Annotated in this window: 15 protein-coding genes and 2 pseudogenes; 6 read left to right on the top strand and 11 right to left on the bottom strand. The window is 41.9% G+C overall.

What is annotated here, in order from left to right:
• Nucleotides 1-54 precede the first annotated feature (54 nt).
• Together ACM0OS_RS26125 and ACM0OS_RS26120 are read left to right on the top strand one after the other, a co-directional pair.
• Nucleotides 55-396: pseudogene (locus ACM0OS_RS26125) on the top strand (hypothetical protein); the annotation flags it as partial.
• 482 nt (nt 397-878) lie between these two features.
• On the top strand, nt 879-4001 hold the full coding sequence (locus ACM0OS_RS26120) for a plasmid replication protein, CyRepA1 family (protein WP_414546090.1): 3123 nt from the start codon (nt 879-881) through the stop codon (nt 3999-4001).
• A 151-nt stretch (nt 4002-4152) separates the two neighbouring features.
• Here the strand turns inward: ACM0OS_RS26120 and ACM0OS_RS26115 are convergent.
• From ACM0OS_RS26115 to ACM0OS_RS26065, 11 genes and pseudogenes are all read right to left on the bottom strand, one after another.
• Nucleotides 4153-4869 (bottom strand): annotated as a pseudogene (locus ACM0OS_RS26115) (Rpn family recombination-promoting nuclease/putative transposase); the annotation flags it as partial.
• Nucleotides 4868-6058, bottom strand: coding sequence for an IS110 family transposase (locus tag ACM0OS_RS26110; RefSeq protein ID WP_414546089.1), 1191 nt, complete (start codon nt 6056-6058; stop codon nt 4868-4870). The gene ACM0OS_RS26110 and the pseudogene ACM0OS_RS26115, both read right to left, overlap by 2 nt.
• A gap of 275 nt (nt 6059-6333) precedes the next feature.
• Entirely contained in the window at nt 6334-7002 is a 669-nt protein-coding gene (locus ACM0OS_RS26105; RefSeq protein WP_414546088.1) for a hypothetical protein, read from the bottom strand.
• A gap of 2 nt (nt 7003-7004) precedes the next feature.
• On the bottom strand, nt 7005-7322 hold the full coding sequence (locus ACM0OS_RS26100; protein WP_414546087.1) for a hypothetical protein: 318 nt from the start codon (nt 7320-7322) through the stop codon (nt 7005-7007).
• Nucleotides 7323-7404: 82 nt separating this feature from the next.
• Entirely contained in the window at nt 7405-8085 is a 681-nt protein-coding gene (locus ACM0OS_RS26095; protein ID WP_414546086.1) for a hypothetical protein, read from the bottom strand.
• Nucleotides 8086-8136: 51 nt separating this feature from the next.
• Complete coding sequence (locus ACM0OS_RS26090) at nt 8137-8619, bottom strand: hypothetical protein (protein WP_414546085.1); 483 nt, start codon at nt 8617-8619, stop codon at nt 8137-8139.
• A gap of 105 nt (nt 8620-8724) precedes the next feature.
• Nucleotides 8725-8865 carry a hypothetical protein gene (locus ACM0OS_RS26085; protein WP_414546084.1) on the bottom strand — a complete coding sequence of 47 codons (141 nt, stop codon included), beginning with the start codon at nt 8863-8865 and terminating at the stop codon, nt 8725-8727.
• Nucleotides 8858-9049: a hypothetical protein gene (locus ACM0OS_RS26080; protein WP_414546083.1), complete on the bottom strand. Its 192-nt coding sequence runs from the start codon at nt 9047-9049 to the stop codon at nt 8858-8860. The genes ACM0OS_RS26085 and ACM0OS_RS26080 overlap by 8 nt, the downstream gene beginning before the upstream one ends.
• On the bottom strand, nt 9042-9212 hold the full coding sequence (locus ACM0OS_RS26075) for a hypothetical protein (protein WP_414546082.1): 171 nt from the start codon (nt 9210-9212) through the stop codon (nt 9042-9044). Before ACM0OS_RS26075 ends, ACM0OS_RS26080 begins: the two co-directional genes overlap by 8 nt.
• The gene (locus tag ACM0OS_RS26070) at nt 9212-9421 is read right to left on the bottom strand and encodes a hypothetical protein (RefSeq protein WP_414546081.1); all 210 of its coding nucleotides are present in this window, start codon (nt 9419-9421) and stop codon (nt 9212-9214) included. Before ACM0OS_RS26070 ends, ACM0OS_RS26075 begins: the two co-directional genes overlap by 1 nt.
• A 43-nt stretch (nt 9422-9464) precedes the next feature.
• Complete coding sequence (locus ACM0OS_RS26065; protein ID WP_414546080.1) at nt 9465-9911, bottom strand: hypothetical protein; 447 nt, start codon at nt 9909-9911, stop codon at nt 9465-9467.
• 248 nt (nt 9912-10159) lie between these two features.
• On the opposite strand from ACM0OS_RS26065, the gene ACM0OS_RS26060 reads away from it, so the two are divergent.
• The 4 genes from ACM0OS_RS26060 (at nt 10160) to ACM0OS_RS26045 (ending at nt 12036) form a co-directional block, all read left to right on the top strand.
• On the top strand, nt 10160-10501 hold the full coding sequence (locus ACM0OS_RS26060; protein WP_414546079.1) for a hypothetical protein: 342 nt from the start codon (nt 10160-10162) through the stop codon (nt 10499-10501).
• Between the two features lie 146 nt (nt 10502-10647).
• The gene (locus ACM0OS_RS26055; protein WP_414546078.1) at nt 10648-11343 is read left to right on the top strand and encodes a hypothetical protein; all 696 of its coding nucleotides are present in this window, start codon (nt 10648-10650) and stop codon (nt 11341-11343) included.
• 56 nt (nt 11344-11399) lie between these two features.
• Nucleotides 11400-11819, top strand: a complete 420-nt coding sequence (locus ACM0OS_RS26050; protein WP_414546077.1) for a DUF4102 domain-containing protein — start codon at nt 11400-11402, stop codon at nt 11817-11819.
• Nucleotides 11806-12036, top strand: a complete 231-nt coding sequence (locus tag ACM0OS_RS26045) for a hypothetical protein (protein WP_414546076.1) — start codon at nt 11806-11808, stop codon at nt 12034-12036. Before ACM0OS_RS26050 ends, ACM0OS_RS26045 begins: the two co-directional genes overlap by 14 nt.
• The last annotated feature ends 31 nt before the right edge of the window (nt 12037-12067 follow it).

The raw sequence follows: 12067 nt of genomic DNA, 5'->3' as shown, positions 1-12067 counted from the left end.
CTTTAGATTCTTCTGATTCCTTGTGTCAAGCCTGATTGAGATGCTCTTACCCTGCAAAGAGAAGATGTCCGATTGCAACATTGTTTAGGAATAGAATCTGCCCAAAATTATCTCTGGGTTGCAGATACATACAACCACAAAATTAAATTAATCAGTCCCAGTACAGGTAATTGTCAAACAATTTTGGGAGATGGTACAGCCGGGTTACAAGACGGTATAGGAAAAAATACACGCTTTTTTGAACCATCAGGACTGAGTGCAATAAATTCATATCTATATATTAGTGATACGAATAACCATGCTATTCGCCGCGTAGATTTGCAAACCTTTGAAGTGACAACCTTAAAATTTCCTGGCTTGTGTGCGCCAGATGTTTGTCTTCCCGAAAGATTTTAAAAGAAAAATCACAAATCTCTGCGTTACTTTGCGATTCCCTTAGGAATGTGAATTTAATAAAATACAGAACCTCACCCCCAACCCCTCTCCTTGGTAAGGAGAGGGGAGACTTTGACGCGAGTCAAAGGCGGGGTGAGGTCAAAAACTAGACTTGCATGTTATTTAATTCATCTTCCTTAGCGTTGAAAAAATTAAAATCTCAAACAAATTTATAATTAGATAATAATTTCTTATAGTTAACCTAACTAGCCCTACAAAGAAAAAATACTGAAATATGAAAATAAAAAAGTAATAATTACTACAATACAGACTTATTAGTTCAACAACACACTCTCACAGAATCATCCACTTGCTGACTCACCGATGTATTTCCGAGAACGAAGTAAAAAAAATATCACAAAACCCTCATAATTTCATCTACAAAAAACCGGCGAATGCATGATAAGTTTTAAATCCATCGTATTCCGTTCAAGGGTCGCCCCATGCATCTGCCATCTTTACAAACCCAACACCTTGAGGAATTAGTCAAGAACAGTAGTATCGATTTACACCTAGCACAACTAAATTTCCAATCTCTCCAAGATGCATCAGCTTATGAATATTTATTAATTTCTGAGCATCTGCCGCGCACAAACACCGGAATGGTGAAAAATGGGTGGTTACAACGCTACACTCATGTAACCGCAGGCGGTTGGTGGTGTTCTGGTTTAGATCCTCTAAATAATTGGCAATCAATGGAATGGGGGTGCTTTAAACCAAATCAACCCCGCATCAATAACAAAGGTAAGTCCATCAAGTACGAACATCCCCCCAGTACCCCCACAAGGGTATTTTGCCTGCGGGTAACATTACAAAGTTGGCAGCAAGTCTCCCAACGGTATAATCTAGCCATGCCCAGCAATATTACAGTTAATAGTCATGGAGAAGCTGAGGGCTTTTGGCAATGGGTAATGGTACAAAACCTACCCATAATTATCTGCGAAGGAGTCAAAAAAGCAGCCGCATTATTAACACAAGGATACGCTGCGATCGCCATTCCGGGAATTACCAGTGGTTATCGAGTTGTTAAAGATAAATTTGGTAAAGTTACAAGTCGTCAATTAATACCTGACTTAGCGGCATTTACTCTTACAAAACGCACCTTTTATATTTGTTTTGATTTTGAAACTCAACCTAAAAAAATTGCGGCTGTCAATAACGCCATAGCCCAACTTGGTTGTTTATTTCAAAAGCAAAAATGTCCTGTGAAAGTTATTGAACTCCCAGGAATAGAAAAAGGTGTTGATGAGTTAATTGTGGCTAAAGGTGCAAGTAATTTTGACAAAATTTATCGTCAAAGTGCTGATTTAGAAATTTATCTAGCTCAAAGTAAACCCCATACTGAGTTAACTATTCCGGCTGCACTGACTCTCAACTGTCCTTACTTAGAAAACCTAGCTTATCCCACGTCAGGATTAGTGGGAATTAAATCAGCTAAAGGTACAGGAAAAACCACGGCATTGCAATCTATTGTTAACCAAGCTAAAGAGTTAAATCGACCTGTATTATTAATTACGCACCGTATTCAACTAGGGCGATTTCTCTGCGAAAAAATTGGCATCCGTTGGGGTTTAAATACAGGCGATCGCACAATCATAGCAGATAAAGATTTACCTATTATCAACAATCCTTTAAAGAATCCTCAATCTTTCGGTTTATGTGTTGATTCCATTTGGAAACTCAACCCTCAAAACTGGCAAGGTGGGATCATAATTTTAGATGAAGTAGAACAGTCTTTATGGCATCTACTCAACAGTAATACTTGTAAACATAAACGGGTCAAAATCCTCAAGTTATTTCAGCAACTAATTTCCACAGTTTTAACCACCGGAGGATTAATAATTGCCCAGGATGCTGATTTGTCAGATGTATCTTTAGAATATTTACAAGGACTAGCAGGAATTAAAGTAACACCTTGGGTAGTTATTAATCAATGGAAACCAAAACGAGGTTGGGATATAACTTTTTATGATTCTCCTAACCCTACACCCTTAATTCATCAACTAGAATTAGATTTAATCGCCGGACGTAAATGTTACGTTACTACCGATAGTCGCTCAGGGCGTTATAGTTGTGAAACAATTGAAGGCTATCTTAAAGAACGCTTAGAAAAATTACGCCAACAATTTCCTACATCCCTAGTAATTAGTAGCCGCACTACCAATACACCTGGTCATCCAGCAGTTGATTTTGTGGGAACGATTAATCAAAAAATTACCGAATATAATACTATTTTCGTTACACCCAGTTTGGGTACAGGTATTAGTATTGATGTCCAACATTTCGACCGAGTTTATGGTATTTTTCAAGGAGTAATACCAGACTCAGAAGCACGACAAGCATTAGCCAGAGTCCGAGATGATGTACCGCGTATCGTCTGGTGTGCTAAACGAGGAATTGGCTTAATTGGTAGTGGCAGTACAAATTATCGATTACTATCTGATTGGTATCAAGAAAATCAAAAAGAAAACTTAGCCTTACTCAGTCCCTTACATAAAATAGATGTAGACTTACCCCTAGTTTATGACCCAATTCATTTACGTACTTGGGCAAAACTATCTTCTAGAGTTAATGCCTCTATTCGTCTTTATCGACAATCGATGCAAGATGGTTTAATAGCGGATGGACACCAAATTTGGCTACGAAGTAATGCTGTTCATAATAATATTATTCGAGATTTACGCCTAGCATTTTTAGCAACAGACCCCAATGATTTAGCCAATCGCAAAAGATTGGTTTTAGAAATTGTGAAAGTGCAAAAAGATTGGACAGAAAAGCGCCAAAAAGCGAAAGAAATTAAATACCAAATTAGAGATATTAAGCAGCAACATCAACTATCGGCAGCGACGGCTGTAGCTAATGCCAAAGAGATTGATTATGTAGAATATGAACACCTATCAAATAAACATTCTCTCTCCGAAGCAGAACGTAACCAAATTGATAAATATCACCTGAGACAAAGGTATGGTATTCCAGTTACCCCCTTACTCAAGTTGCAAGATGATAAAGGATATTATTTTCAATTGCTAATTCATTATTATCTCATCAATGAAAGCGAATATTTTCATATCCGAGACCAGCAAGAATGGCATCAACAATTATTTTGGGGTGATGGTCAAGTTTTTTTACCAGATTTAAAAACTTACACCTGTAAAGTTGAAGCCATGAGAGCATTAGGAATGCTACAATTCCTAGAGCCAGAAAGAAAATTTACAGAACACCATTCTGATTTAATCTGGCTAAAAGATGTAGTACTGCAACATAGTAAACATATTAAAAGATTACTTGGTATTGATTTAATTAAAGGCAAAGAAAACATTTCGTCCATCAAAATACTGGGACGATTGCTAAATTTATTGGGTTTGAAATTGCAGCGAGTAAATGAAGTTTATCAAATAGACCCAAAAACCTTTAATGATGGGAGGGAAAAAATATTTGCAGTTTGGCACCAACGAGATGAATTGTTGTTGGCTAGTGTGGATAATTTCAGAGGTGAAAAAGCTGATTATTTAGCAGAATGGCAGTTTGAAACTAAGCAGACTCACTATGTTAGCGTAAACGATTAAAATTTTGTATGTAATGAGTTAGCGAGATTTTGGGGAGCCAGTCCGTTGGAGAGACACCGCCGTGGACGGGGTTCCCCCATGAGCGACTAACAAACCCGTTTTAGTCCTCTGTTCCTGAAATCAGATGGCTATAGTTATACCCAAACTTCAATTACAAAATATTCTGCAATTCTGTAATTGAATTAGCTACAACAACATTACGCAAAATCTGCTTCAACCTTTCTAAATCAGAAACTTGAGCGATTTGGGGCATTAATTCTAAACCCTCATTACCAAATTTAGCTTGCAAGCTAGTTTCAATACTAGTAATTATTCCGCGTGCTTCTCCGCGCGCTTCTCCACGTGCTTCTCCACGTGCTTCTCCACGTGCTTCTCCACGTGCTTCTCCTTCTCGTAATATTTCTTGATACCAAGGTGACTCACGCAATACAGCCATATCCCACCTCATAATTTCTTGAACTAAGGCACTCTCTACTACAAACGTAGCAAAAAAGGCTAAAACAGTCTCTAATTGACTTAACTTTTCGTCAGCACGTAAAATTTTTAATGCTTCTCTAATTGTAGATTCATTTTCACCACCTTTGAGAATAGGTACAAAGGGAAGCAATGCAGGTAATGGCTGTTGAAAAACAATATTTACATCAACTTCCCATAAGTTAATTACCCGGTAGTCTTGAAGCGCACGTAACCCAGCGATATTTGATGTAAAATTTGACGGTATGATTATATTACTTGTAGGCAGAATATTTATCAGTACCGGATAAGTTGGTAAGTTATATTTTTCCTCTGCCAGTGCAGCATAAGCACGCATTCGACGTGGCATATTAGCGCTATAGCGTAGTTGTAATTCATTGAGAACTAAAAATTCACTCTAGTACTTTAACCAGTTCTCGGAACAACAGTCGCGTTGCGATCGCAGCAATTTTCATTCTGACTAATTTGACCGGGCGACCCGCTGCTTTTTCAGTGTCCAGCTTCTCGCCCAAAGTTTCACCAATGTCATTTTTCAGGCGCGATCGCTTCACCTCAATTCGAGTAAAAACCCACTGCCAGAGCGCGATTCTACATAAATCTGAACCTCCAACAATTTTGGCTTTTTTGATATCACCAGATGCCTCTAAACTGGGGGCCACGCCTAAAGCTTTCTGAAATCTCCTCAGTGATAAGTGGCGTTTAGTTGGTTTTTTGGAGTTTCGCCCCTTGCGGATTTTTACCTCTGGCTTACCGTCTTCCGCCAAAAATCCAGACAATGGGTAAATTTGAGAAATCAGAATCGCGCTTATCCTTTGACCAAAACCGAACTTGTGGAAAACTTTAAGGTAAGGCTCAAACCTAGCATCAGCAAGCAATTGATTTAATTCTTCTTCAATGGCGCATTCTTCACGCTGGAGGTTACACAAGCGTTCAGCGTGATAGCGAACTGTGTCATTTATTCCTAGTCCTACAGTTTGGGAGTAAAGTAGGTCATATCTCTTACTTTGGCGTTCTCTCGATAACCATCCCCACAGTAAAGGAACACGATCTGATTCATTGGATCGACGCGATTGTGAGTGTGCAACTTCTGGAAACTGCCAAGCTAAATCTTGCCGAATGCGGTTAACAATTGGAGATTGAACTCGGTTGAGATGTGCGAGTCGCAGTACCAATTCCCGAATGCGAACGATCGTTAAGTCTCGAATTTGCACAAAACGCCGAGGCTCTTGATAATAATCAAAGTAGTAACAAGCCAGGGCTAACGCGTCGGCATCATCATCTTTATCAGGTAATGCTAGATGGTGCTGGCGATAAGAACGTAATTCTTTGTGACCAACTAACCGCACTTCAACCCCAGCACGGGCCAAATGTGTCCCCCAAATTTTGCTGTAATTTGTGCCGGTTGGCTCCATGATCGCAATATCCGGCTTGAGTTCCAAAAGTTGTTTAATTCCCGCACTGTTGGCACTCAAGCAACGAAACGGACATTCGTAATAAAATTGTCTTGGTTGGATCGGTTTTTCTGTTAGCAGACAAGCCGAAACTGAGGACTTGCTTACATCAAGTCCCAGAACTCTAATCATCTTTAATTGTTCTCCTGGGTGTTTTAATGCAATCCCTTATCAGCCTATGAATCACCCGTAAGCCCTAACAGCTTGCTTCACTCTCAAGGCGTGTTGACAGGGAAACAGACACAACCAGTAACCGAGCTTAGGAATAGCAAAAAGCCAAGCAGCTTGATTCGGTTAAAAAGCCCTAAGTTACTGGTTTATTGTGCTGTGCGTCTGATTTGGACTCAGACCGCGACTAGGGCGGCTGCCCTAGTTTCGCCGGCGAGTCAGTCCGGCTCATCAGGCGGTTACTCGTAAATTTCTTCGTCCTCAAAGTCGTCCCAGCCCACAAGTGAGTAATCATGATCCGGGTCGGTTTTATTAAGAACATCAACCATTGCCCGACCAGTCAACACGTCAAGAACTGAGTAATTGCCATCAGCTAAAGCATTATTAATTTGCATCATTTCAAAAGCTTTTTCCAGTTCAGGAGTGCGTAACCTGGGGTCAACATCTTCGATGGAGTTAATTGGCGGTGGCACTTCATCCCCATCAATCCAACGATCATGCTGACTGTTGTAAAATTCGCGCCAAGCCCTGACAGATGGTGGTTGTGGTGCAGTTTCAAAAAAGTCAGCAAGTTCTTTTTGTCTCTGGAATCCTTCAGGGCCACAGTGCATCGAGGCAATCCACCCATGACGCATAGAAAAACCACCTTGCTCTGTGGCTTCTTGGGCAACTTCAATAGGATCGGCGTTGAGTTCTCTGGCAATAATTTGAGCTAGGGCATTGGCTTGGATGCTGCTCAATCGCTCCATGTCTATCGTCCATAGTGCAACTTGTTCACCCGAAGCTGCGGCGACTCGCTCTAGGGGGAACGGATCACGCATGGGTATCATCCCATGTGGGAATAAATCTAGTATCGGCTCGTAAGGGCTTCCGGGTATGAGTGTTACCCAGGTGTCGTGTTTGGTCATAATTAAAAATCACTAAGATTGGGGGAATTTTCCCCTGAGTCAAAAGGGATATCGTCTGGATCAGGCTCCTTTGTTTCTAACGATTTTTTGGTGGATATTTCAGTGTTTAGTTCCCATAATTCGTGTTTGAGTTGTCTAATTTCCTCCTTAATTTTTTGAGTTACATCTTCCCTAACTTTTCTCTCCACTGTTTCTATCAAGTGGGAAGCGGCTGCTTCTGGATCGTCTCCTTCGGAAATCTCAGCAGTCATCTCCAATCGCTTGCTTTCGTAATTCCCCAGGTTGAGAACACGCTGATATGTAATGGTTTTAATTGTCATAACTCTGTGATATTTTTAACAACGTAAAACTCCAAACTGATCAACAATGTGCGATCGCATCCGCGTTGCGATCGCTTTGGATTTAATTAAATTCCTTCCTTAATCGTTCTAGAAGAATCACCCCCTCCCCGTAACGCTTGCCAGTGAAGCCCAAAACCTCAGTTACGATGGCGCTGTCACTTTTTTCGGCTCCAAATCGCTGAATCATTCGCCAAAGTAGGCGGCTTTCGTCTGAAAAAGAATCGCTCAAATCCTTACCAGAAGCGGGTTTGAGGTCATTTTCGACCGTTTTTTCATGCCTGATCGCGTTGTTGGTAGATGGTTGGACTATGGTTGAACCACCTCGGACTGTTGCGGCTTTCATCTCGCGGTATGGGGGGAGTTTACACGGCTGATCATCGAGCAAACAATGTGATTGGTCGGCTTTTAACCAGCTAATAAGCGCTTCATTTTTCAAGCTTTTGGCGTGTGCTAGAGCCTTTTTCCCCAGGCGAATACGATAAAAAGCGTCGGCTAAATCGCTTTTACCGTCTAGTCCCCAGGCTGAAACTCGGTCATACTGAGAAAGCAGAACTGTAAACCGTTTGGCTTTACGTCCCCTCCTGGCGTGACGCTCTAACCACTCGCTCGAACTGGGGACTTTGGAAACCAATTCTGGGTATTCTTCAGCGATGATCACGCGCTCAGTCCCCTCTAAAGCCCCGTCACCACGTTCGTTACGGACTTTGAGTTGGTTACTCAAATCTTCCAAATCCTCAGCCATACCGCGCTCAATCGCTGTCCAGTTCTCCCCCTTACCGATGACCTCAAGCCCTTACCAATCGGTTGGTGTACCTTCACACTCATAGACACGAACACGGCCGCCAACGGTGTAAGCAAGGTATTGGGCAAGGGTGCTTTTGCCTGTACCCATTTCGCCGATGATCATGACTTGTTTACCCTCGATGGCACTGATAATATCAGTGATAATTTCCAGTGGTTCATCGACTGCGACGGCTGAAGCTTCAATTACTTGCGTCATGGGTACGCCGGCATAAGGCAAAGCGTCATACACTTTCAGCAGTTTCTTGGCTCCACTTTCTATGCCATCACATAACCAAATGCCCATTTTCAAGCCATTACGGGTAATGCTGACGGTGAATAAGGACGCAGAAAAAAATAGCCTCCCTACTCCCCAAGCACAGTAACGTAACAGGGTATTACCATCTGGTAAGTGAAGTTCAACCCAAACACCAGTCGTTGACTTGGCATTTGTGGGGGATGTGGGGGACTTGACCTCAATCAAATCACTTGCCATACTGCACCTCAATTTTTAGGTACATTGGTTTGTCGCTGTCCTTGCTCAGTCCAATGATTGCGAAAGTTAGGGATAGCAGGGTCAAGAAGATAATAAACAGCTGGTTCATGGCCCCACCTCATCTAGAATCGCCGTGAAATTGTAAATGCTGTTTTCAGTAGGCTCAGGGTCTGGCTCTGGTATTGGGTCAAATGTAGAAGCTACAGCTTCCTTAATCTCTACTTCGCAATTTTCGAGATTATCCATTGTTGCCACCCCGGTAATGCTTCAAGGCTTCATCCACTGCTTGCTGGTCTTCAGCGGTGCGGCCAAGTTTGGGTAATTTGGCATCGTCGTTAGCTACTACCTGGGAAGCTTTGGTAGCTACTTCTTCAGGTACACCAGCTTCAGTTAAGGCTTTGAGTGATGCTTGGTAAAGATTTTCATTCATGATCATGAACCTCCCACTGCAAGCTAGTAAAAGCAGTTTTGGCATCGCCCAAATTAGCATCTGGGGTGAAACCCTTTTCTATTAAGGCTTTGTAGTCTGGGTGTTCGCTGATTTGTTCAATTAGGGATTGGACATCAGTGATTAGGTCAATGAGGTTTTTCATTAGCCCAACCTCTTGTAAATAAAGGAATTGGAGCCTGTTCCCTCGCTGACTTTTATTTCATTTTCTGGGGTGTCTGCGATGATGTCAGCCCAGCCGGTTTTGTCGTTATGGCGAATATTATTTTCTGCGATCGCACCAGTGCCGGGACGTGCTGCTTCAAATTCGTTTACTACTTTTTGCTCTTTGGGTGTGAGCGGTCTGTTGTTCATGGTAAAGTTTGGGTAGTTGAATCTTCAAGACAAGCTCTAGGAGCTAACTAGAGCTTGTTTTGTTTGGATGATTAGACAAAGAAACTCTAAAGCAGCGGCCTCCACCAACCATCATCACTTCGCGGTCGGCGAGGCGGACTGCTTTGCTACGACTGACTTTCATCATGGGGAATGAACCATCAGCGCTGAGGCTGAACATTTCGTAATTTTTTAAAGATGTCCATTCCACGGCTGTTCTGTCAGCCAGTCCCGAATACTCGACCGTGTTCATGTCTGCGGCCGATACGGCACTGGGTAAAGACGGTAAATGCCGTTTAGCTTTCTCCTTTGTGGTCTTCTTGTCGGTGTTAGACCCGGTTTTATTGCCGTTATTAGTGGCTTCTAGTGTTTCCATAGTGGGTACATAAGGGTATGATGCACAGGTTTTAGTCCGTGCATAGTGCGGTTTAACTGTGGTCATAGTGCGGCTATGACCCGGTTTAAGTGCCACTATTGAGCGGTGGCTAATTTGGTAAATCCTTGCTACACAAGGCTTTCAGCTTTTAGGGTGTGTCCACGCAAGGTCTAGGCGTGGGTGCTTGCGCCTTTTGGTAGTGCAACACAAGGTCTAGGTGTTGGGGCGCAGATTGAAACGTGCAAAAACTGGATATCTAAAAATCCAATAAATAGACTATTACATATCCAGATATACTAGTCAATAATGGATTTCTGGATATGCAATAATTCAGGTATTGAATTATGGAAGTAAATAATGCCAAGCAAAGGTCGTCCAAGGTCAGGAAGGGAAGTGAAAGGAGTAAGTCTGAAAGTGAACCCAGAGGCCTGGGAACTGTTTCAGGAACTAGCGCAGAATATGGGACTTACCAGGTCACAACTGGTAGAGAAGATAGCAATGAATCAAATATCTCTATCTCAGGAGAACAGCCAATTGGCTCAATCCCTGGGAAAATCATTGGCCAGCTAGTTGATGAAACTGAAAAGCAGCTGGCATATCACGAACAACAAGCAGAAATTCTAAGAGAAAGGCTCAGAGAGCTTAACCAAATCCCCAATATCACTTCAGACGTTGATACTGATTAAGCCGTCCCCAGCTACACAGGCTGAGGACGGCTTTTTAATGCGATCGCACTCACCACACCAGGCGATCGCCACACATAAGAAATGCAAATAGCCACCAAAAATTACAGTTCGCGGTGGCTAAGTAGCTAAATTCAATTAACATCATCATGACAGAAAATACACTAAAAATCAATCTTGCTTGGTCAGAAGAACACGACGCATTCTGTTACCAACATCATATTTGCCCCGCTGCTAAATCTCTATGGCAATGGCTAAGTAGGCAGGGACAAATATCAGCCGAAATAGAGCCAGATTTAGCAGAATTTAATGCCTGGGTAAAAAAAGTTAGGGGGAAGGAATACGCCCATAACTACCTCAAACAAATATTTAATCAGCTAGTAGAAAACAGAGTCATCCAAGTAGTAAAACAGTACTCATGGAAGATATTTAAGTTACTTGTTAGACCCCTTGAGTGGTTAAAACCACTGAGAAAAAAACGAGAAAAAAAGTTACACAACCATAATTTAAGTTACACTTTAGACCCCTCAAATGATAAATCTGCCGTGCCGAGTGATATACAGCAGCAGCATTCTAATTCTGATATCAACTTGGTAACTTTCGCAGATAACGGTATCCATTTTGACCCTGACGAAAAAGAAGTATTAGACCGTCCCACTAACGAGATTAAATTGGCGATTTTAATGGTTAATCTTCGTGGGGGATTAGAAAATCTTAAAAATACTGAAGGTTGGGTACGTGTTTGCTTGAGGAAACGTATTTGGGAACATCCAACTAATTACAATGCTTTGCTTCAACAGTTTGGGAACTCTACAGAATGGGATGAATTATTTCCAGATGGTTAATTCCTGACATAAAAAAACCTGCCAATTTGGCAGGAGTCAAATAAACCAATTTAATTATGACTGAACAATTAACACTGTTTAATTTTCCGGCGACGGAAACAATTAAACCAATTCATGATCCATATTGGGATGAAATTGTATTAGATGAGGTAATACCTGACACAATTTCGCTATCAGTAGAACCGCGTGTTGGGGAGCAAGTAACTACCGATACTAAAAAATCTGCTCCCCAACACGATACTCAAAATCAGTGGTTAGAAAAGTACTGGGTAGAGCGTTCTGGTAGTAAATACTGGTATTACCGCTATATGTGGATGGACGGCCGCAAATTGCATCGTGTCTACATTGGCAGTGTTAATTCCCCAAAGGCACGGGAGAAAAAATCAGCAGTAGAGAGTGCGATCGCAGATGGTCAGACACCACAGGAGATTCAAAAACTCATTCGCTTTTGGAGAAATAACAATGACAAAATGTAAGCACCGACGAGGTAATGTCTGTGATCCGCCCAAAAAGGCTGAATTGAGATGTTTGACTTGTCCTTACCGACCTAATCGACGACTTGAACCAGTCGAATATGACCCAGAAGATGGACTCTGTTACTTAGACCGCACCTCGCCGGAGGAATACGAACCGGAACCAATTCTATCAAGTGGTAACAAAGATGGATACTCGCCCACAATGCCCACGTTGTAAGGGTGTTCAAGTTTATAAAAACGGGTCTAAT

Origin of the sequence: Nostoc sp. CCY0012 (genome assembly GCF_963920855.1) — a bacterium.
GTDB lineage: Bacteria > Cyanobacteriota > Cyanobacteriia > Cyanobacteriales > Nostocaceae > Cyanocohniella.
Note: the sequence above shows the minus strand (reverse complement) of the source record. Positions and strands in the feature narration are given on the sequence as shown.